This window comes from Bacteroidota bacterium (assembly GCA_020161395.1).
In the GTDB taxonomy this organism is placed as follows: Bacteria; Bacteroidota; Ignavibacteria; order Ignavibacteriales; family Ignavibacteriaceae; genus UTCHB3.
On sequence record JAIUOE010000002.1, the window covers coordinates 130,777 to 152,380 of the forward strand.

16 protein-coding genes are annotated in these 21,604 nt (G+C 42.4%); 2 read left to right on the top strand and 14 right to left on the bottom strand.

From position 1 onward, the window contains the following. Positions 1 to 40: 40 nt before the first annotated feature. From LCH52_03155 to LCH52_03190, 8 genes are all read right to left on the bottom strand, one after another. A complete protein-coding gene (locus tag LCH52_03155; protein MCA0387471.1) occupies positions 41 to 2,260 on the bottom strand; it encodes a S9 family peptidase in 2,220 nt (739 codons plus the stop codon). A 20-nt stretch (positions 2,261 to 2,280) separates the two neighbouring features. Then, the gene (pyrE, locus tag LCH52_03160; protein ID MCA0387472.1) at positions 2,281 to 2,811 is read right to left on the bottom strand and encodes an orotate phosphoribosyltransferase; all 531 of its coding nucleotides are present in this window, start codon (positions 2,809 to 2,811) and stop codon (positions 2,281 to 2,283) included. 53 nt (positions 2,812 to 2,864) lie between these two features. Continuing rightward, positions 2,865 to 3,104 (bottom strand): membrane protein insertion efficiency factor YidD, encoded by a 240-nt coding sequence (gene yidD, locus LCH52_03165; protein ID MCA0387473.1) that lies wholly within the window; start codon positions 3,102 to 3,104, stop codon positions 2,865 to 2,867. Positions 3,105 to 3,299: 195 nt separating this feature from the next. Further along, complete coding sequence (locus LCH52_03170; protein ID MCA0387474.1) at positions 3,300 to 4,184, bottom strand: NAD(+)/NADH kinase; 885 nt, start codon at positions 4,182 to 4,184, stop codon at positions 3,300 to 3,302. Next, positions 4,153 to 4,929: a glycosyltransferase family 2 protein gene (locus tag LCH52_03175; GenBank protein ID MCA0387475.1), complete on the bottom strand. Its 777-nt coding sequence runs from the start codon at positions 4,927 to 4,929 to the stop codon at positions 4,153 to 4,155. Before LCH52_03175 ends, LCH52_03170 begins: the two co-directional genes overlap by 32 nt. After that, positions 4,926 to 5,945 carry an AmmeMemoRadiSam system radical SAM enzyme gene (amrS, locus tag LCH52_03180; GenBank protein MCA0387476.1) on the bottom strand — a complete coding sequence of 340 codons (1,020 nt, stop codon included), beginning with the start codon at positions 5,943 to 5,945 and terminating at the stop codon, positions 4,926 to 4,928. Before amrS ends, LCH52_03175 begins: the two co-directional genes overlap by 4 nt. A 10-nt stretch (positions 5,946 to 5,955) precedes the next feature. Next, positions 5,956 to 7,401 (bottom strand): pyruvate kinase, encoded by a 1,446-nt coding sequence (gene pyk, locus LCH52_03185; GenBank protein ID MCA0387477.1) that lies wholly within the window; start codon positions 7,399 to 7,401, stop codon positions 5,956 to 5,958. Between the two features lie 93 nt (positions 7,402 to 7,494). After that, a complete protein-coding gene (locus LCH52_03190; GenBank protein ID MCA0387478.1) occupies positions 7,495 to 9,987 on the bottom strand; it encodes an AAA family ATPase in 2,493 nt (830 codons plus the stop codon). Positions 9,988 to 10,169: 182 nt separating this feature from the next. On the opposite strand from LCH52_03190, the gene LCH52_03195 reads away from it, so the two are divergent. Further along, the gene (locus LCH52_03195) at positions 10,170 to 11,264 is read left to right on the top strand and encodes an efflux RND transporter periplasmic adaptor subunit (GenBank protein ID MCA0387479.1); all 1,095 of its coding nucleotides are present in this window, start codon (positions 10,170 to 10,172) and stop codon (positions 11,262 to 11,264) included. Further along, a complete protein-coding gene (locus LCH52_03200; protein MCA0387480.1) occupies positions 11,261 to 14,341 on the top strand; it encodes an efflux RND transporter permease subunit in 3,081 nt (1,026 codons plus the stop codon). Before LCH52_03195 ends, LCH52_03200 begins: the two co-directional genes overlap by 4 nt. Position 14,342: 1 nt before the next feature. On the opposite strand, the gene LCH52_03205 is transcribed toward LCH52_03200, so the two are convergent. The 6 genes from LCH52_03205 to LCH52_03230 all read right to left on the bottom strand — a co-directional run bounded on the left by LCH52_03205 (position 14,343) and on the right by LCH52_03230 (position 21,578). Further along, entirely contained in the window at positions 14,343 to 15,614 is a 1,272-nt protein-coding gene (locus LCH52_03205) for a hybrid sensor histidine kinase/response regulator (GenBank protein MCA0387481.1), read from the bottom strand. 104 nt (positions 15,615 to 15,718) lie between these two features. After that, complete coding sequence (locus LCH52_03210) at positions 15,719 to 18,151, bottom strand: response regulator (GenBank protein MCA0387482.1); 2,433 nt, start codon at positions 18,149 to 18,151, stop codon at positions 15,719 to 15,721. Beyond that, complete coding sequence (locus LCH52_03215) at positions 18,141 to 19,790, bottom strand: methyl-accepting chemotaxis protein (protein ID MCA0387483.1); 1,650 nt, start codon at positions 19,788 to 19,790, stop codon at positions 18,141 to 18,143. The genes LCH52_03210 and LCH52_03215 overlap by 11 nt, the downstream gene beginning before the upstream one ends. 18 nt (positions 19,791 to 19,808) lie before the next feature. After that, a complete protein-coding gene (locus LCH52_03220) occupies positions 19,809 to 20,315 on the bottom strand; it encodes a chemotaxis protein CheW (GenBank protein ID MCA0387484.1) in 507 nt (168 codons plus the stop codon). Further along, a complete protein-coding gene (locus LCH52_03225) occupies positions 20,315 to 21,124 on the bottom strand; it encodes a hypothetical protein (protein MCA0387485.1) in 810 nt (269 codons plus the stop codon). The genes LCH52_03220 and LCH52_03225 overlap by 1 nt, the downstream gene beginning before the upstream one ends. After that, positions 21,111 to 21,578: a chemotaxis protein CheW gene (locus LCH52_03230; GenBank protein ID MCA0387486.1), complete on the bottom strand. Its 468-nt coding sequence runs from the start codon at positions 21,576 to 21,578 to the stop codon at positions 21,111 to 21,113. The genes LCH52_03225 and LCH52_03230 overlap by 14 nt, the downstream gene beginning before the upstream one ends. Positions 21,579 to 21,604: the final 26 nt, after the last annotated feature.

Below are 21,604 nucleotides of genomic sequence, written 5' to 3' on the forward strand. Positions count from 1 at the left end.
CGATATAGGGAAAATTTTGGCAAAAATTATAAAAATATTTCTACTTCCTGTTTAATTCCTCATCCAAAAAGAGTTCAATCGATTTAAAAAGGTGTGACGATGTCCCTTTCCCTTCTGAAATTCCGTGTGACCTGTTCGGATACGGCATATACCTGAATTGCTTCCCGGCAGCAACAAGTTTATTCACAAGATATTCCGCATTCTGAAAATGGACATTGTCGTCACCTGTACCATGAATCAGGAAAAGTCTTCCTTCAAGATTTCCCGCATAAGTAACAGGTGAGCACTCTTTATAGGCATCGGGGCTGGTCTGAGGCAGTCCCATGTATCGTTCTTCATAAATTGTGTCGTAAAATCTCAGATCAGTAACCGGAGCAACAGAAACACCGAAATGATACATTTTCGGGTATCTGAACAGCATGTTTAATGTCATCGAACCACCACCGCTCCATCCCCAGATCCCGACTTTTGTTGCGTCCATATAAGGGCGTTCTGCCAGAAGAGTCGTTAAAGCACCTGCCTGATCTTCGGAAGAGATGACTCCTATCTTTTGATAAATTGATTTTCTCCACTCCCTCCCTTTTGGTGCAGGTGTACCTCTCCCGTCCACACTCATAACAATAAATCCTTTGTCAGCGAGTGCTTTGTGAAACAACCCCATAAAACCGTCATAGCTGTCGTTTACCGTGGTGCTGGCGGGTTCGTTATAGACATAAAAGAGAACCGGATATTTTTTTGAAGGATCGAAATTATATGGTTTTGTGCACCATCCATCAACTGAAACACCTCCCGGTGTCTTCACAGTGAAGAGCTCGTAGTTATATCCTGTTTCTTTCAATTTTTCAACAAGTTTCCCGTTGGTTGTCTCCTGACGGATAAGCTTGTGATCGGGAAGTGAAACAAGGCTGACTTTCGAGGGTGTATTGATATTGTCCCAGGTGTCATAAGCAAACTTGCCGTCGGCAGATATGCTGTATTCATTTGTGCCGTCAAATTCAGCGGGAGTAATCCTCCGTGGAGCTTCATTTTTACCGGTTTCCACCATGTAAAGATACTTTTGGGTAGCCTTATCAGGTGAAGCATAAAAATAAACTGCCCCCGTTTCGGGAACAAACCTTACAATTTTAATTACATCATATTTCTTGTTAATAAGATTTTTAACTGAACCGTCTTTCAAGGAAATGAGGTACAACTGGTCAAAGCCATCCTTGTCTGAAACCCAAAAAAGATCCTGATCATTGTTTATAAATTTCCAGTCGTCAACCACTTCTATCCAGGCATTCTGCTCCTCATTATACAATTTTTCTACACTACCCGAGCGAGGGTCTGCGAGATAAACGGTCATGTTATTCTGGAGTCTGTTCAGGTGCTGAAAGGCGAGTTTACCGGTCTTCCCTGCCCATTCCATCCTCGGTATATAGTTGTTCCGGGGGTCGTCTCCCACATTCATCCAGACAATGTTGCCGGAAGAGATGTCGACTGTACCTACCCTGCACCCGCTGTTGGTTTCACCCGCTTTCGGATATTGAACAGGGATTGTATATGAATAGAGGGAATCTGTATTATTAATCATCAAAAAGTCTCTGACACCATTCGCATCAAGCTGCCAGAAGGCGATCATTTTGCCATCCGGACTCCATCTGAAACCGTCACGGATCCCGAATTCCTCTTCGTATACCCAGTCAAAAGTGCCGTTGATTATTGTTCTGCTGCCATCTTTCGTAAGAGCTTTTATCTCACCTGTCTCCAGATTCTCGAGGTACAGGTTGTTCTCTCTTACATAAGCTACGAATTTTTCAGAAGGATCCAGTTTGGCGAATTGAAGTGTCGAAGGTTTGGCATCACTTCCACCGAGTTTTTTAAGTTTTTTTGTCTCTGTATTGTAAACCCAGTAGTCCCCTCTCGAATTGACACGCCAAACCTTTTTGGTGTTTGTGTAGATCAAAATCCACTTTCCCGAAGGAGAGAGTTTGTAATCCTTAAGGTTCAAAGGATCTGACTTCCCTTCCGGTATCAGGTCTTTGTTGGAAACAACAAGAGTTTTTTCGCCTGTTGTTACATCAATTTTGAAAATCTGAGAGCCGTCATCACCATCCTCAATTTTATAATATGTGTGCCCGCTCTCCGTCCATTTTACCGGGGCAAAATACTCTCCGCTGAATTCCCCCTTGAATACCTGATCGAGGGTGATTTTCTTTTGGGGAATTGCGACAAACGAGAAGAAAATGACAAAAAAGAGAAGTTTTCGGTTTAAGTACATTTGATCTGCCTGATTAATTGTTAAATACCTTTATAATCTTTTATCTGTTGCATCGAATAAAGAGGTAACAGACCCAGGTCAGCATTTTTAAGATTGGAAAAAGCTTTTTCCTCTCTAACTATAACGCAGAGCACTGAATCGACTATGGCTCCGAGGTTTCTAAGGTCTTTTGCGCTCAGAATAATCTGCCCTCCGGTCGTAACCACATCCTCGATTATGCAAACCTTTTTACCGGAAAAATCGAGTCCCTCAGCTACTTTGCAGGTACCATACTTTTTTGCTTCCTTCCTTACAAAGACCGAAGGTATTCCGGTTTTAAGTGACAGCACTGTCGCGAGAGGTATTCCACCCATCTCAAGTCCCGCCAGCACTTCGGTTCCTTCCGGAATCAAGGAGACCATTTTTTCGCCGATCTGCTGAAGCAGCACCGGATCTGATTCAAATCTGTATTTATCAAAATATTCATTGGAGATTTTGCCCGATCTAAGCAGGAATTCCCCGGTAAGATGAGCTGTGTCGAAGATTTTTATTGCGAGTTCTTTTTCTGTCATGTTTTTGCTTTTTGTGATCTGAAATTTTTCATACTAAGACTTTTCCTGCTCCCTTATGGTACCGGATCAAATCCACTCCCTCCCCAAGGGTTGCACCTCAAAATTCGCCAGATACCAAGATAAAGCCCCTTAAAAGGTCCGTGCTTTTTCAAAGCCTCAATCATGTAATTGGAACAGGTGGGTGTGAATCTGCAACTTGGGGGAAATAGCGGCGAGATCAATAACTGATAGATTTTTACAAGAGCGATCAGTACTGAAGAAATTATATTAACCAGGAATTTCAGGAGTTTCATGTTGGTATAATCCGGTGCGGAATAAATTTCTTTTGAGACCTAATGTACAAAGTTTTTGAGAGATATGAAAATGATGAGTGGCTGAATTGCGAAGGATGAAGGATGAATTCCTGAAGGATGATGGCTGAAGGATGAAGAGTGAATTGCGAAATTCAGCCCTCAAATTTTCAGCCTTCGATATTCAGCCCTCAGTCCTCAATTTTTCAGTCTTCTCTCTCTAACATCAATCCCCCAGTAGAGTTTGTTGCGGAGGACATTAAAGTAGCTGGAGTCTTTTCCGCGAATGAGTTTTAGAGGATTTTTACCTTTGGATATGTCGATACTAAAAGGGGATGATATTTCGTTAACTCTCTGACCGTCGCAGTTTATGGAAAACTTCACGGGGTGATTGTTTATTTCAACTGTGATAACCATATCAGCAGGGAGAACAAGCGGTCGCATCGTCAGACTGTGAGGACATATTGGACTGATCACAATTACATCAGCACGAGGGTTGACTATCGGACCTCCCGCAGAGAGTGAATATCCTGTAGAGCCGGTGGGGGTTGCAATAATCAATCCGTCTGCCGAGAAAATTGAAACCAGTTCCTTGTTGGCGAAAAGGGAGATTTCCATCATCTTGGGCCAGCCACCTTTTTCAATGACAATGTCGTTTATCGCCAGAATATTGCAATCGGAGAGATTGTTACTTTTACCTTTCAGTACAATTCTTTCCTCCAGAAAATAGTTTCCTGATTTGATATCACGAAATGATTCATTCAATGTTTCTTTGTGAATTTCTGTCAGAAAACCGAGTTTTCCAAAATTTACTCCTGCAATCGGTTTTCCGCTCTCAAGAGTAATGGAAGCTGTGTTCAGAAGGGTGCCGTCACCACCAAGGGAAATTATTATATCAGAAGCATCAATTAGTTCGGTATCAGGAAGAAATTTATAGTCTGTTTTCATCGTCTCTGTGGAGAGTTTAAATATCGAATCACTGATCAGACATGAGAATCCTTCGGAGACGAGAGCGTCAACTACTGTTGTGACGGCAGAGGCAATATTTTCTTTACTTGTGTTGGCTATTATGCCTGCTTTCATTTCTTTCCCACAGTTTTACATATTTGGTAAAAACATAGTTCATTGAATAGAATGAGAGAATAAAACCCTGTGCCCCGTCAAGGAAACCTGATTTCAGGAAATACATTTTTAAAAACACCGACAGCGCCCTTATGTATGCCTCAAAAATCCCTGATTTTTTGTTTTCGTCATAAAGCTGATTTGCTGCAAGCGAAGTGTAGTGGTTAAACTTGTTGTAATAGTGCTCGGAAGAGGGATCGGTAAAGTGATCAAGCGGATATTTCAATTCTCCCGGCTCACCCGTAAACTCAAGCCCTTCATGAACAAGATTGTTGTTGAATTTAACCTTTTGTTTGTTAAACAGTCTTGGTACCCTCCCCGGATACCACCCGCAGTGCCGGATCCACCTTCCCAGAAACCATGCCTTCCGGGGAACGCTGAAAATATCGTGATGCGGATTTCCAGATTTCCACGCGGTGAGCTCTGCTCCAAGTTCGGGCGTGATTGCTTCGTCTGCATCTATCCAGAAGATCCAGTCATTTGATGTTTTATCAATTCCGTTCTGTTTCGTAAGAGCATATCCTTCCCACTTTATCGGATAGGATTTAACTCCCGGAAACTGTCTAACGATCTCTTCAGTTCTGTCAGTTGTGGAATCATCAATCAGAACATTAATTTCATCAATTATCCCCAATTGTGAGGTTATACACCTCCCGATATTTGCTTCCTCATTTTTTGCGAGAACAATGGATGAGAGTTTAATCATGTAAAAATCCCATCAACCGGGGAATTGCAATCCGGACATCTCCCGCTGACAAGCCGGTTTGCTGTCACGGTATGCCAGTCCCTCTCAATTACTTTCCTATTGCATTGGGGACAGAAAGTGGTCTGACCTTTGCTGTCGTGAACATTGCCTGTATAAATATATTTCAAACCTTCTGCCAGGGCGATTTCCCGAGCTATTGTCAGAGTATTGAAAGGGGTTCTTTCTTTATTCCTGAGTTTGAAGTCGGGATGAAAAGCTGTGAAGTGAATGGGAACCCTGTCACCGATGTTTCTGTGTATCCATCTCGTCATGTCTGTAATCTCTCGTTCGGAGTCGTTTTCCCCCGGAATCAGAAGTGTTGTCAATTCCATCCAAACATTTGTCTTTTCTTTTATCCAGACTATGGTGTCGAGAACCTCTTTTAGCGATGCCCACGCCAGGTTTTTGTAGAAGCTCTCAGTGAATGCCTTCAAGTCAATGTTTGTGGCAGAGGCATACTCGAAGAGTTCACCCCGGGCTTGTGGAGTTACATATCCGGCAGTAACAAAAACCGAATGAATGTTTTCTTCCTGGGCAATCTTCGAGATGTCAATCGCATACTCGGCAAAAATTACAGGATCGTTGTAGGTAAAAGCTATTGAGGGGGTGGAGTACTTTTTTGCAAGGGAAACGACATCAGTTGGCAGAGCCACAATGGAGTTGGAATCATCAAGTTTCGCTTTCGAAATCGACCAGTTTTGACAGAATTTACAACCAAGGTTACAACCCGCCGTTCCAAACGACAAAATGGTGGAACCTGGCAGAAAGTGGCTCAATGGTTTCTTCTCTATCGGATCGATAGCGAAACCGGTCGGTCTGCCATATCCGATAGAGACAAGCCGGTTATCTATATTCTGCCGAATATAGCAAAAACCGTGCTGGTCAAGTCCCATTTCGCAAAATCTTGGACAAAGGGTACACTTGATTTTCCCGGTGGATGAAACTTCCCACCATTTTGCCGGGTGAAAATGAGTCATTACTGACATATCAGATTACGAATATCTTCAATTTGTTTGTTCTTCCTTTTTCGGAAATTGGTGCACCTGATGTGTAAATTACCACATCACCTTTTTTTACATGACCGATCTTAAGTATTATATCGGTTGCCTCAGAAATCAGTTCTTCAGAATCCCGGTCGAGATCCGGCATGAACATCGAAGACACACCCCAGTAGAGGCACAGATTGTTCATCGTGTCAAACTTGTCCGAGATTGCAATTATTCTTGCATTAGGGCGGTATTTTGAAAGTTTTCGTGCTGTCCTTCCATTTTCAGTAAAAACCACAATAGCTGTGGCGTCCACTTCCTTGCTCATTTGAACAATTCCTTTATTAACCGAATCGAAGAGTTTGTCTTCAAAATTTTTCGTCATGTCAAAGTCGATATGACGGGTCCAATAGGCGTGGGCACCGGCGCTTCTTACAATCTGATTCATCGTCTCCACAGTTTTCACAGGAAATTTACCGACTGAAGTCTCTGCAGAAAGCATGACGACATCAGTACCATCCCAAACTGCGTTCGCGACATCAGATGCTTCTGCTCTCGTCGGTATGGGATTGTGAACCATGGATTCGAGCATCTGAGTGGCTGTAATCACAAGTTTACCGGTGGCGTTGCACCGCTTTATTATATTCTTTTGAATCAGAGGAACCTCCTGAGGCTCCAGTTCCACTCCCAAGTCGCCTCTCGCCACCATAATGCCATCGGAGACTTTAAGTATTGCCTCAAAATTTGATACAGCCTCTTTCATCTCAATTTTAGAGATTATTGGTGCTGAGAAGCCTTTCCCCTTCATCCATTTTCTTAAGTTTGTTATATCATCCGCACTTCTTACAAATGAGAGGGCTACAAAGTCGACACGGTGTTTAATGAAAATATATTCGAGATTTTTTAGGTCGGTCTCTGTCACAGATGGGGTGGAAAGTTTCATTCCGGGAAGATTCATCCCCTTTTTAGGTTTCACCGTCCCGCCATTCAATATCTCACAAACAACTGCAGTTGACTCCTTTTCTGTCACTCTCAGTCTGATCAATCCGTCGTCAATCAGTATTAAATCACCAATCTTGGCATCATTTACGAGCAATTTGTATGATGTTGAAAGAATTTTATCGGTTCCATCCAAATCCTCGATGGTGATTCGAATTGTATCGCCCGTCTTAATATCAATCTCCGGAACGCTCAGGTTACCGATTCGAATTTTAGGACCCTGCAGATCAGCCAGAACTGCCAGCGAAGTGGACTCATTCACGCAGGCTTCGTGAATGTTAAAAAAGAGATTGTCAAAAAATTCGTGCGAGCCATGGGAAAAATTCAGCCTGACACCATCCATCCCGGCACGGATCATTTGGGCAATTATGCTTTTGTCCGAGGTTGCTGGTCCCAATGTACAAAGTATTTTTGTACAGGCAAAAAGAAAGTTAGATCCTTGAAGCATGGTTATTCTCTTCTTTATGGTGAATCTAAATGGTCAGCCATTTAGTTTATTAAAATTATTAACTGCAAAATTAATCAGTAAACAGTCAAAAATTTACTCGGCAGTTTTAAGATTTTGTTCCCCCGCCACTGTTTCAGGTTGCGTTGATCTTGGATGTTTATTTAGTTTGAAGGGATCCTTCGCAAACATATACATCTTTTTGAGATTCTCAGCAGTAATACCATAGATAGTATTTCTGGGAAAATGACCTTCCTCGTTTTTCTCCCCCGCCCTGACACCGAGAAGTATCTCCAATGCTTCAGAAATATGCGAAACGGGCCATATATGGAACAGGCCTGACTTGGCGGCAGCCTGAATTTCCTCATCGAGCATCAAATCGTCGATATTTGAAACAGGGATAATCACACCCTGATACTTGGTGAAACCTTTCTCTTTACAGACTTTATAAAAACCCTCGATTTTCTCATTGACCCCGCCTATCGGCTGCACTTCCCCTTTCTGATTAACTGATCCGGTTACGGCAATCGCCTGATTAACCGGCAATTTTGAAATCGCTGAAAGTATCACAGCCATTTCAGCAATCGATGCTGAATCACCATCTATGTTTCCGTATGACTGTTCAAAGACCACCGTGGCAGAGACTGCAAGCGGGACTATATGAGAGAAGGTCTCCCTTAAAAATCCTGCGATAATCAGTATCGCTTTGTCATGGGTTTTCCCTGACAGCCCTGATTCTTTTTCAACATTGATGATTACACCGTTTCCGGGAGCAACAGCGGAAGTGATGCGGGCAGGTTTACCAAACGCAATAATATCGCTGCCATAAACCGCAAGTCCGTTTACCTGACCGACCTTCTTCCCTGCCACATCTATCAGAATTCTGTCTGTGGCTATCATTTCTGTATATTTTTCATCCCACAGGTCGTGTCTTTCCCGTGCATTGGCGAACGCCTGACGGACATGCTCAGACCTGACCTTTGATGAATTATCCTCTTGAGCCCAGAAAGAAGCCTCTCGCACCACATCCGCAAGCATAGAAAAGCGTGAAGTGAGTTTATCTTTCGATCCGGCATACCTTGCTGCAATCTCCATCACGGAAGCTATGGCAGACTTATGAAATTCCTTCAAATTTTCATCGGAGATTATCTTTTTTATAATGTGTGCATACTGTACGAGAATCTCTTTCGAACGGGTTATTTCGTAGTCGAACTCAGCTTTTACTTTGAAAATTTTCTTGAAATCATCCTCCCGTTCAGCGAGAAGTGAATATATATACGAGTTCCCGATAAGGATTACTTTTAAATCAATGGGTATCGATTCCGGTTTCAAAGAGGAAGGTGCCATCTGATAGTAGATGTGGTTATCCTGAATGTCCAGCATCATATAGGTAAGGATTCGTTTAAGTGTTTTCCAGACACCCGGAGCCTCAAAAAGGTGACTGACTCTCAAAACCAGAAAACCTCCGTTTGCCCGAAGCATCGATCCTGCTTTAATATTCAAAAAGTCTGCATAGAAATTCCCTTTCCTGTCTGATACTCTCTCAATATTCCCAAAAAGAGTGTTCATTGAAGGTGCGGTTTCGATTATTACAGGGCTGTCTTTAATCCCCGCATTATCCAAAAGAATATTTACATCATAAGCGCGGAACGGATCGAGTGGAAAGGATTCTGCAATTGCCTCGGGATTCGACATCGCAAGCTTAAACAACTGAATATTCTCAAGTATGTCCTTCTCGAGGGTCGCAATCCAGTCCGCAGTTTTTCCATCCTTGTAATTTTCATTCAGGTAGATAATTGCACCTTTAATTAGAGCTTCAGCTTCACTCTTCTCAATGTTGCGGATCTCGGTCTGCAAATCCTGCGAAAGTTTCACATGTTTTTTGACGAGAATCATCAAATCCTGCTGCCGGGCAGAATAGGCATCATAAATTTGCTGAGCCTTTTTCTTTGTCAGTTCACCTTTGGAAACGAGTTCCTCAATTGTTGTTATAAGAACCGGTTTTTTGTTAATTACCGGCATTATCTCAGGACGCACCCCATCTTCAACCTGAACCTGCCCGAGCGTCAGCCCGTCTTTGTTTATCATTTCCTCAAAGCCCGTAATCAGCGATTGCTCCTGTTTCGAGAACTTCTCGATTATGGCATTTTTCTTTGCGTTAAGACTCTCCGATTCCAGTACCTGGGGAATCCTCTCCCTCAGGAGTGAAATCAAGGAGTTTACATCATATTTAAATTTAAGTGACATACCTGCGGGGAAGGTAAGAAGTACAGGCTGATCCGGATTTTTAAAGTTGTTCACATAGCAGTAGTCAAACAGCGCCGGGTTGTTGTCCGCCAGAATCTCCAACATTTTTTTAACCGTCGAGGCTTTGCCTGTACCCGAAAGCCCGGCAATATAGATGTTGTATCCTGAAGCTTTCAGTCCCACGCCCAGTCGAAGTGCTTTTATTGCTCTGTCCTGACCAATAATTCCTTCTATTGGTTCTATCTCTTCTGTGGATTCAAAGTTAAATGTCGAAAGGTTACACTTCCACCTGTAAGCAGAGGGTTTAAGTTCGGGATGCTTTTTAGCCGGAGCTGGTTTCATTATTTTCTCAAAATTTTGGTTATTAAATATAATAATTTTTGGTTGATAAAGTTGGAATATTGAATCATATCTCTTTTTTATGGGTTGATGATATTGGCAGGACTGATTATATTTGTTGCTGAAATTTTAGTTTAGATTGAAGAGTATATCTTCCCGGTTTTTCATTAAGTAATGGTTAAAATATGTCAAAGTGGACCAAAATATTTATTTATGCGCTGATCGTACTTGTTGCAGGCGGTCTGGTGATTTATCCATTGATCAAAGGTGACGGGAAAGATGACGCCGGAAAAGGCAAATCATCGAGCAAACAGCAGCAAGGTCCGGCTTTAGTTAAAGGGAAGGTGTTGAAATATGATTCATTCTCCTCCGAAATTAAAGTGATGGGGAAGGTAATCGCGGACGAATGGGTGGATCTGTCACCCGAGGTTTCAGGTAAAATTGTAAAAATAAATTTCAAGGAGGGGGGAAATGTTACCAAAGGACAACTCCTTGTAAAAATAAATGACAATGACCTTCAGGCACAACTAAAAAAGAACAGAATAAGACTCGAACTCTCCGCTCAAAAACTCGACAGACAGAAAAAACTTCTCGAAGTTAACGGGACCACCAAGGAAGAATTTGACAATGCCAGATTCGAATTTGAATCGATCTCCGCTGACATTGACCTGATCGAGGCTCAAATATTAAAAACTGAAATCAGGGCTCCTTTTGCAGGACAAATAGGCTTGAGATACCTCTCTGAAGGCGCCTTCGTGGCACCGGGAACTAAAATCGCAACACTTCAAAGCAGATCAAAACTAAAAATCGACTTCACCATACCACAGAATTATTCCATTTATTTAAACACCGGAAAAAACATAAGTTTTAGTACCGGTAACGGTGCTGAGGAGCTGAGTGCAAACATCTATGCCCTCGAGCCGGGAGTTGATCAGACGACAGCCACTCTCAAGGCAAGAGCTTATGTAACAGGGAGTGGAAAGGGTTTGATTCCCGGTAAGGTAGTCGAAGTCAAAGTTAAACTTACTGCTCCAGTAAAAACAATACTTATTCCGACCGAAACCCTCGTGCCTGAAATATCAGGTCAGTCGGTGTACCTCTTTAAAAATGGAAAATCAGTCTCCTTCCCTGTTGAGATTGGTGACAGAACGGAAAAAATTGTGCAGATTATCTCCGGAATAAGTGAAGGTGATACTCTCATTGTTTCGGGACTTATTCAATTGAAAAATGGTGGTCCGGTTAAGCTTTCAGGAGTTGAAACGCAGGGAAAAACGGAATGAGTCTATCTTCAATAAGCATACGGAGACCGGTTCTCGCCATCGTTATGTCGGTGGTTATTGTTCTATTTGGTGTAATCGGTTATACCTCGCTCGGGGTGAGAGAATATCCCAGTATTGACCCACCGATTATAACAGTCCAAACCAATTACACCGGTGCTAATGCCACGGTTATCGAAGCCCAGATTACAGAACCGCTCGAAGAATCGATCAATGGAATTGCCGGTATTAGAAGCATGACTTCTTCATCCAGAGACGGCAGAAGCCTTATTACGGTCGAGTTTGATATCGATGTCGACCTTGAAGCCGCAGCCAATGATGTAAGAGACAGGGTTTCCCGGGCAATAAATCTATTACCTCCCGATGTTGACCCGCCCGTTGTAACAAAAGCTGATGCAGATGCCATTCCAATTGTGATGGTGAATGTAAACGGAAAGGAAAAAAGCATTCTCGATCTGTCTGATTATTCGAGAAATGTACTGAAGGAAAAACTTCAGACTATCCCCGGTATAAGTCAGATTCAGATTTGGGGTGAAAAAAGATATTCAATGAGGTTATGGCTCGATCCGGCAAAGATGAATGCATTTAAGGTTACACCGGTCGAGGTTAGAAATGTCCTGAGACTTGAAAATGTTGAACTCCCGTCGGGACGGCTTGAAGGAGACAATACAGAACTTACTGTCAGGACTCTCGGACTTCTTCAGACACCTGAAGATTTCAACAATCTTATAATAAGAGAAGAACAAGGAAACACGGTCAGATTTTCGGACATCGGTTACGCTGAATATTATCCGGAAAATGAGAGAACCATTCTAAGGCGTGACGGTGTGCCCATGACTGGTCTCGTCGCCGTTCCTCTCCCCGGCAGTAATCATATCGAGATTGCAGACGAATTCCACAAAAGAATTGAAGAAATCAAAAAAGATCTCCCTGCCGATATGAATATACAGCTCGGTTTTGATGCGACCACCTTCATAAGACAGTCAATCTCGGAAGTGATGGAAACAATTTTTATTGCTTTCGGACTTGTGATTCTGATAATTTTCCTCTTCCTCCGGAACTGGCGCACGACACTTATCCCGATTCTGGCTATTCCCATTTCATTAATCGGTGCTTTTTTTATAATGTACCTTGCCGGTTTCTCCATCAATGTACTGACACTACTCGGTATTGTACTTGCGATCGGTATTGTGGTGGATGATGCCATTGTGGTACTTGAGAATATCTATAAAAAAATTGAGGATGGCTTAACGCCGGTCGAGGCTGCAGCAAAGGGTTCATCGGAGATATTTTTTGCAATTATCTCCACAACCGTTTCACTTGCTTCTGTCTTTCTGCCAATAGTCTTCCTGCAGGGTTTAACCGGAAAACTGTTCAAGGAATTTGGTTTTGTAATCGCCGGATCAGTAATCATCTCGGCATTTGTGGCTCTTACTCTCACTCCGATGCTCAGCTCGAAAATGTTGAAGTCCTCCGAGTCACATTCGAAATTCTACAATCTTACCGAACCGTTTTTTGAGTGGATGACAAAAGCGTACCACTCGGCTCTGGAAGCATTTATGAGAGTCCGCTGGATTTCATTTCCTCTCATCATTCTTGCTTTGGGTGCCATCTATTTTTTTGGTGGCGGGCTCCAGTCCGAGCTGGCACCTCAGGAAGACAGAAGTGCTCTCAGGATTCAATCAACCGCTCCCGAAGGAACATCTTATGACTACATGGACAGGTACATTCAAAAACTCGTGGAGCAGGTGCATGGTCTCGTTCAAAATGAGGAGGCAGCGCTCGTTTCTGTGACAGCTCCGGGTTTCGGTGGCAGTTCCACAAACTCCGGCTTCATCCGTCTTATGTTAAAAGACCCAAAGGACAGGAGCAGAACGCAGCAGGAAATAGCTCAGGAATTGACTGTTGCTGTGCGAAAGTTGAATGACGCCAGAACCATTGTAATTCAGGAACAGTCGATTGGTGGAGGTTCAAGAGGCGGACTGCCGGTACAATATGTAATTCAGGCGAACAATTTCGAGGATCTAAGGGAGGTATTGCCAAAATTCCTCGGTGAAGTAAGACAAAGCCCCGTTTTTGCAGTAACCGATGTGAATCTCAAATTCAATAAACCGGAAGTTGTTGTAGAAATTGACAGATCAAAAGCCAGAGACCTTGGTGTCTCTGTTTCAGATGTTGCAACAACTCTTCAGTTTTCTTTAAGCGGACAAAGATTCGGCTATTTTATCAGAAATGGAAAACAGTACCAGGTAATCGGTCAATTGAAAAGGGAAAACAGAAATGAGCCTCTCGATCTTCGCTCGATGTTTGTGAAGAACAAGAGGGGTGACATGATTCAGCTTGATAACATTGTCACTTTGACTGAAAGAAGTTCACCCCCGCAGCTTTACCGTTATAACCGTTACGCATCTGCCACCGTCTCTGCCGGTCTTTCAGAAGGAAAGACAATTGGTGACGGAATCACAGAGATGGACAGGATTTCTGAAAAAGTTCTCGGTGATAAGTTTACAACAGCCCTTGATGGAGCTTCCAAAGATTTCGCCGAAAGTTCTTCGTCACTCATCTTTACCTTCCTGCTCGCACTGGCTCTGATTTATCTGGTTCTTGCGGCACAGTTTGAGAGTTTCAGAGATCCTTTTATTATTATGCTCACAGTACCCCTGGCTATAGCAGGTGCGGTGATTTCACTCGCATATTTCGGACAGACTTTGAATATTTTCAGTCAGATAGGTCAGATTATGCTGATCGGACTGGTTACGAAAAATGGAATTCTTATAGTGGAGTTCGCAAATCAGAGGAGAGAAGCCGGTTCAGACAGATTAAAAGCAGTAAAAGAAGCTGCTGAACTGAGATTGAGACCTATTTTGATGACAAGTCTTTCCACTATCCTCGGTACACTGCCTATCGCTTTGGCTTTGGGTGCAGGCTCGGAAAGCAGAGTTTCAATGGGTATTGCAATTATTGGCGGGTTGATTTTTTCAACAATTCTTACACTGTTTATCATCCCTGCCATGTACAGTTATATCTCACCAAAAGAGATGAAGATTATTCCGGATCTCTCTGAAATGGAACGAAAATAGATTACAGAGGTAATGTGCAGGAAAAGACGGAACCTTCGCCCTGCTTGCTCGTTACCTCAACTCTTCCTTTGTGAGCTTCCATAATCTTTTTCACGATCACAAGACCGAGTCCGGTGCTTTTTTCACCCGCAGTTGAACGAACGCTCAACTTTTCAAATGGAATAAACAATTTGTTGATTTCAGTTGCCGGTATCCCCTGACCATTGTCCCTCACTCCAAATACAAGTTCATTCGCCATCTTCTTTATAAACAATGTGACTGCATTTCCAGGAAATGAAAATTTTATTGCGTTCGATGTCAGATTGTTCAGCACCTGTTCGATTTTTACCGGATCGACATTAATTTCAATCTCCTCAACATTCGATTCATATTTCAATTCGATGTTCTTCTTGTCGGCAAGCACTTTATTTAACGCGATATTGTTTTGAACAAGATTGGTGAATTCGACATCCATTGTTTTAAGATTAAGTTCACCCGATTCAATTACAGAGATATCGAGAAGTTCATTCAGGAGCTGAAGAACAAAATCACTCGATTTCACAATAATCTTTACAAATTCAAGCTCATCTTCGGTGAATTTTTTCTTTAGATCGTCCTGCAGAATCAAGCCAAAAGAAAGAATTGCACCGACCGGATTACGCAAATCGTGCGCCGCCATCGAAAGGAATTTGTTCTTATCCTTGTTCAGTTTCTCAAGTTCATGGTTTTTCTTTGCAAGCTCTCGATGCATCCTTAAAAGCTGTTGATTGGCTTCAGCGAGTTCCCCGTTTTTCTGAATTGCATTTTCATAGGTGGAGAGGAGAAGATCCACGATCTGAATTCTGTCGGAGTTAATAAAATATTTTTTACCGCCGAAGACTATTTCCATTCCCATATTCGATACAGGCGAAGAAAGCCTGATCTCCTGATTAACAAGTATGTATTTTACACGCGACAGGAGGAAATCTTTGTTATATGGTTTGGTGAGGAAGTTGTCGGCTCCAGACTGGAGACCTTTAATAACATCGTGTGGATCTGAAAGATTGGTGAGGAGCATTACGGGAATGTCTTTTGTAGAATTGTTTGACTTTACATGCTTGCAAAGGTCATAACCATCCATCTCAGGCATCAGGATATCAGTAATAACAAGAGCCGGTTTTTCTTCCTCAATCAGTCGGACTGCAATTGATCCGTTGGCTGCGGTTTTAACCGAATAACCTTCACTTTCAAGAATATAGGCAAGTTGCTCAAGTTGAGTCGGACTGTCTTCCACCACCAGGATATGATTTTGCATTGCTTCCTCGAATCTCCAAATCGTTCTTCGAAATTAAAAAAGAGAATTGTAAAATTCCCGTCTGTTAATTTATGAAAGAGATTAAATAATTACTAATAAAACAGTTAAATATCTTTATTATTGACAAAAAAATTGATAGTGTCTATCAATACTGATTGATCAAAACTCTTTTTCAAAATGTACGCGTTGGCACCCGCTTTTACGCCTCTGGCTTTATCTTCCTCCCTCGCAAGTCCGGTAACAAGTATAACCGGAAGTTTCGAAAGTTCGGGAGTCTGTCTTACCTTCACGGTCAGTTCGAGTCCGTTCATTTTAGGCATTTCGATATCTGAAACCAGTACATCGTATTTTCCGGAAACCAGCAGATCAAATGCCTCCACTCCGTCTTCCGCAATATCGACTTTAAAGCCTGCGAAGTCAAGAATCTCCTGTAACAGTGTTCTTGATGTTTTCGAATCATCCACAACCAGCACTTTTACAGATTTTCTGTCTGCAAGAAGTCTTAGATCACCCGTCGATGTTTCTTCGAGACCCATCAGCCATGTGGAGCTGAGCACCGGATAGAGTTTCCCGTCTCCGAGTATTGTCGCCCCTGTGTAAAGTTTGATACCGTCAATGGGTGGTTGAAACGATTTAATTATAATTTCAAGTTCATCATTTATTTCGTCAACCAGAAGTGCCAAAGAGCGCCCTTTTGCTTTGAGAAACAACGCCGGGATAACAGAATCTGTCAGCGGAGAATTGTCGATACCCAGTTCACTTTTCATTATTTTTACGGGTATTACCATCTCTTCACTTTGGATGCCATAACCCTTGCCGAAAAATTTTATCGAGTCTCTGTTCAGTCTGGTAATTTTTGAAATGTATTGAGACTCAACTATAAATCTGAGAGCACCGGCTCTCACCATCACTCCCCTTGTGGAAGAAATGGTGACAGGAAGCCTCATTGTCACTCTGAAGAGTTTCCCTCTCACAGAGTTAACTGATATGGTCCCTTTCAATTTTTCCACTTTTTCTTTCACTATGCTCATTCCGAGCCCCCTGCCGGAGATGTCGGTTACCACTCCGGTAGTTGACACTCCGGAGTAGAAAATCACTTCCGAAACTCTTGATTCGATCATCGGTTCCGGCTCATCCCCTTTCAACAAACCTCTTTCAGCCGCTTTCGACTTAAGTGTATCGACATCGAGCCCTTTACCGTCATCGGTGATGCTCAGGATAATATTTCCTTCAGCAGGACCCGATATCTCAATTTTGATACTCCCCGACCGGGGTTTCCCGATGTTGAGCCTGTGAGCTGGACTCTCTATTCCGTGATCGATACTATTCCTGATAATATGCAAAAGAGGGTCTTTGATTTCTTCAAGGATTCGCCTGTCCACCTCAATGTCAGCTCCGGTAATAGTAAGTTCCACCTCCTTGTTCAAGGTTTTTGACAAATCACGAACAGCTTTGGGAAGGAAATCGAGCACATAGCTGAACGGCAGCATAAAGAGTGTCTGGGTAAAATCATTCACATCATCAATTATTCTTCGGGAGGCTGTTTTATATTTTTTTACGGCAGATGTCAGTTCAGCAACCCTCCGTCTGCTTGAAAAAGAATTTTGTGACAGGGATTTAAAGTTTTCTGCGAGTTCGATAAACTGCGATTTAAGATTGGGGGGAAATGAATCCACAGATGCGAGCAGTCTGTTAAACTTTTCAGTAAGTTGCTCTACCGTCTGTTGTCCGCCCGAAACAATCGAGTTCATCTCCTTTATCTCATTTAGGAGCTGATCGTAATTAAGTTTTATGTTCAACAGCTCTTCTGTTCTGGTACGGAGGTCATCTATTTTTGCAGTGTTAACTCGAATGGTTTCGGGTATCACTCTTGATGCGGAAGTGTCGGGCTGTCTGGATTTGACAATTACTTTTTCAATGGTTTTTTCGGAAGGCTTTTCTTCATGAGCCAGGGGCTCTATTTTAACGGATGAGGAGGAATCTTCTGTTTTTTGTTTCTCTTGAATCTTTTTTCGGAGCTGGTTCAGATTAAAATTATATGTGGAGAATCCCTCAGTTGCATCATTTTTAGATGCCGGGGCAGAGACTTCTTCCTGATTTTCTTTAGGTTTTGATTTCAATATTGAACCGATTGACATACCCTTGACCTCTTCAGTCAAAAGTCGCATTGCTTCCTGATTCTCTAGATCGTCAGCACCATTTTTTTTTAGCTCTATTGATTCCCTTGTAAGATCGATAGCCCTGAAGAGGATGTCATAATCCCCGGGGGATGGTTCTATTTCTTCTTTTTTTATCAAAGAAAAATATGATTCAATATTTTGCAGGAGGTACTCGACAGCTTCAAGACCAACAGCTCTTGATGCACCTTTCAAACTGTGTGCCTCACGATACACTTCTTCCAGCAGTTCAGGTGCGTTTATTGCAGGAGATGCGATCTTTTCAAGTTTTAGAAAACCTGATGACATAAGTGAAAGGTGCTCTTCGGCTTCAACGGAAAATGTCTTGAAAAGCCTGTTGAAGAAAGTGTCATCCATCATTCTTCACGAATTTGAACTTCTTTATCTGGTTCGCGATGTTACTCCCAAGATTCAACAACTGATTTGTATATGACTCTACTTCCCTTGTTGAATTGGCATTATGTGCACTGGCAGTTCTTATGTTTTCCATGGCAGTGGCAATCTGGTCCATCCCGATCTGTTGCTGCTGATTTGAAGAGGTAATCTGAAGTGACGCATCATACGAGAGTTCGATGCTCTTTACCAGTTCAGAAATTACAATCCCCGTTTGATTGGATGTTTTTATCCCGTCCTCAAGAGCTTTTGAAGCCTGTTCGGTCGACAAGACTGCAGAATTAACAAAATTTTGTATGTCCTGAAGAATCAGTCTGACCTGTGAAGTTGATTGTTTCGACTGCTCTGCGAGATTTCTGATTTCCTGTGCCACAACAGCGAAACCCTTTCCTTGCTCCCCTGCTCTTGCTGCTTCGATTGAGGCATTCACTGCCAAAAGATTGGATTGTTCGGCGATGTCGTTGACTGCAGCGATTATTTCGCCTATCAGCCGGCTCCGCTCATTTAACTTCAGGATGTTTTCCGTGATGGAGTTCATGTGAGTACCAAATCTCTGAATCCCGTCAATAGTTGATCTGGTCGATTCCTGACCAGATGCGGAGATGTCGAAAGATTCCTGGGCTCTCTCGGCAACCTCCTTTGCCTTTTTATTCGAGAGGTACGATGTCTGCCTCACCTCTTCAACTGTTGCTGTTGTTTCGGTGATGGCTGCCACCGTTTCCGTTGAACTGCTTGCAAGTTCCGCAGTATTGCTGAATATCTTGTTCGTAAATGTATTAAGGATATTTACAGCTTCATCGAGTTCTGTTGTAATACTCTTCAAAGAAGTGATCATCTCGGAAAAGGACTTCGCAAGTACTCCAATTTCATCTTTCCTTGCTGTATGGTTTACTTTTACCGTGAGGTCGCCCGTTGCCACGAGTTGTGCGCTTTTGCTTAAATCAAGGAGTGGAAGTGCAAGATTCGAGTTGAGAAAAGCAATCAGCACAATTGCAAGGATAACAAGTATGCCTCCTGTAATGTAAAGAAGCATCCGCTTGTTGGAAAGGATACTGTCGACGGAATTGAAGCTTTGCTCAGACTTCAACTGGTATGCCGAGATAAGATTATTGATTACAAGATTCAGATTACTGAATGAATAATGCTCCGATTTCGAAAGTCTTCCTGCCAGCAGAGGGTCGGAAGGTGTGGCTGTGCTGTTTTTAGACAAGTATTTTAATATCGAATCGGTTGCGGAAATAAAATTTTCCGATGATCTGATTATCTCTGTAAGATTATTGTTTTCTTCCACACTGCCGAATCTTATTTTCAAGGAGTCAATATGATTCAGATAAGATATTTTAATTTTCTCATATTCCTCCAACCTGCCATAGCTCAATTCCGGAAGTGACGAAGCAACCTCCTCGTTGATTGTAGTGGCATATTTCTGAAGCGTATTCAAATGCGAAACAGTCTTGATGTACGATGACACTTTGTCACCGGTTATCTTTCCGATACTGTCATAAGCATCAAGATTGAAGTATATAAGAAGAAATGCAAAGAGAATCAGTCCCGAGAAAGAGAAAAATAATTTCCACCGGGTCGAAATACTGTTAATCCAGTTCATGTTTAAGCCTGTTTAAGATCATAAAATTCTGAGTATGTCATTTTCCATCAATTTATCGATATCAACACATCTGGCTGAGTCTTGAAAAATTCCGGAAAAAATAACGGGCAAAAGTGCGTGGCTCTCCCCTCCCATTATGGATTCAGGATCGCGATGTTCGATACCGCCGACATCTTCGCACACAATGGCAAAATAGATATCACTGCAACTGCAAATCAGGAGGTACCTGTGCAGGGCTCGGGATACGGAATCGATTCCAAAAATCCTGTCGCTGTTGAAAACCCCTATCACCGAACCTCTGAAATTATAAATTCCTGCAAGCTTGTCGTCGACGCCGGGAAGAAGAGTAACATCCCTGTATTTAATTACCTCCACCACATTATCAGCCGAAATGAGGAGTTTCTCACCGGCTACGAAAAAAGCGACAAATGCATCAAGGTTTTTCCCGGCCTCTGATGATTTTGGCAGTTGCGCAAGTCTTTCGGCATTTCCGAGAAGGGTCTTTCTTCTGATTTCCTCTTCCATCAGAACCTGAAAATATTTCTGTATTCTTTATAATTCCTCGATCTCAATTTCGTGGAGAGAGCTCCTTCTGCAAGACCGGTAATCAAAAATCCACCCGGATTAAGAACCCGTAAAAGATTGTCCGTTACTGCTTCTATGGCACTCGCATTGAGATAGAGATAAAGGTTGCGACAGAGGATAATATCAAACTTGATATCGGCAAGGAAGTAATAAAAATTTGGTGAGAGCAAATTATATCTTATGAAGGATATGTTCTTTCTATACTCGTCTTTTAATTTATACCTTTTATCAACAGCGTAAAAATATTCTTCTTTGAAGCCGGAAGCGCAGGTCCTGAGCGACCAGTCGTTGTAAAGGGCATCTCCTGCGATTCTGATCATCTTCTGATTTATCTCGATACCATAAATCATTATTTCATCGTTCAAATAACGATCACCCATCGCAATCGCGGTGCTGTACACTTCTTCGCCCGAGGAAGATGCGGCACACAAAAGATTTAGTTTACCGTTTTGCCGGAAAGCGTGTCCCGCCAGTTCAGGTAATACAGCTAAAGTCTCGGGTTCCCTGTTGAAGTAAGTCTCATTCACCGAGTAAAGGTCAATCAACTCTTCATCAACATCAGAAAAGGAATCATAATTAACATCACTCTCAAAGAGATCAATCAATTTGGTCTCTCCAAATTTGATTAACAGTTTGCCAAGAATAAAAGCTGTATTCTCAATTTTCGACGGAATGATGAACCATCCGTATTTTTTTTCGAGATAGGTGGTAAATTTTTTGTAAAGATTGATACTGTCAAGATTGCTCATGGGTTTCACCTGCTAAAATTTTTTCGCCCGTTGTGAGGTCCAACAGCACATCCTCTTTTATAAAAGTCCCAAGATCATTTATAATGAATCTTCCGGAGGAATCGATGAGGACACTGCCGCTTGTGTATGTGTTCATCGCAAAATTATTGAACTGGGCAGGATCGAGTTCGAGTACATCGGCGACCTCATCGACCACCAAAAGGAACCTGAATCCATTTCTCTTCATCAATATCATCTTGTGGGATATATCCATTCCGGGGAAGGTTAAACCAACCCTCTGATAAATGTCGAACACCGCTACAGGTTCTCCTTCGAGAATGATGTAACCCAGAAGCAAACTGCCTTCAGAGACAGGATACTCCTTCAGGGCAGCAGCCGGCAATACCCTCACTACATTCTTTAGCGGGATGAAGAATTCGTATTTACCGATCCTGAACTTGAGAAAATTCTCCAATGAAATCCTGTTATTTCAATTCAATT

What these genes read in the sequence shown, in the direction of transcription:
- LCH52_03210 (MCA0387482.1), bottom strand. Translation starts at nt 18,151, where the DNA reads ATGATGGATGACACTTTCTTCAACAGGCTTTTCAAGACATTTTCCGTT.
- LCH52_03175 (MCA0387475.1), bottom strand. Translation starts at nt 4,929, where the DNA reads ATGATTAAACTCTCATCCATTGTTCTCGCAAAAAATGAGGAAGCAAAT.
- LCH52_03200 (MCA0387480.1), top strand. Translation starts at nt 11,261, where the DNA reads ATGAGTCTATCTTCAATAAGCATACGGAGACCGGTTCTCGCCATCGTT.
- LCH52_03155 (MCA0387471.1), bottom strand. Translation starts at nt 2,260, where the DNA reads ATGTACTTAAACCGAAAACTTCTCTTTTTTGTCATTTTCTTCTCGTTT.
- LCH52_03215 (MCA0387483.1), bottom strand. Translation starts at nt 19,790, where the DNA reads ATGAACTGGATTAACAGTATTTCGACCCGGTGGAAATTATTTTTCTCT.
- pyk (MCA0387477.1), bottom strand. Translation starts at nt 7,401, where the DNA reads ATGCTTCAAGGATCTAACTTTCTTTTTGCCTGTACAAAAATACTTTGT.
- pyrE (MCA0387472.1), bottom strand. Translation starts at nt 2,811, where the DNA reads ATGACAGAAAAAGAACTCGCAATAAAAATCTTCGACACAGCTCATCTT.
- yidD (MCA0387473.1), bottom strand. Translation starts at nt 3,104, where the DNA reads ATGAAACTCCTGAAATTCCTGGTTAATATAATTTCTTCAGTACTGATC.
- LCH52_03170 (MCA0387474.1), bottom strand. Translation starts at nt 4,184, where the DNA reads ATGAAAGCAGGCATAATAGCCAACACAAGTAAAGAAAATATTGCCTCT.
- LCH52_03220 (MCA0387484.1), bottom strand. Translation starts at nt 20,315, where the DNA reads ATGGAAGAGGAAATCAGAAGAAAGACCCTTCTCGGAAATGCCGAAAGA.
- LCH52_03225 (MCA0387485.1), bottom strand. Translation starts at nt 21,124, where the DNA reads ATGAGCAATCTTGACAGTATCAATCTTTACAAAAAATTTACCACCTAT.
- LCH52_03205 (MCA0387481.1), bottom strand. Translation starts at nt 15,614, where the DNA reads ATGCAAAATCATATCCTGGTGGTGGAAGACAGTCCGACTCAACTTGAG.
- LCH52_03190 (MCA0387478.1), bottom strand. Translation starts at nt 9,987, where the DNA reads ATGAAACCAGCTCCGGCTAAAAAGCATCCCGAACTTAAACCCTCTGCT.
- LCH52_03195 (MCA0387479.1), top strand. Translation starts at nt 10,170, where the DNA reads ATGTCAAAGTGGACCAAAATATTTATTTATGCGCTGATCGTACTTGTT.
- amrS (MCA0387476.1), bottom strand. Translation starts at nt 5,945, where the DNA reads ATGACTCATTTTCACCCGGCAAAATGGTGGGAAGTTTCATCCACCGGG.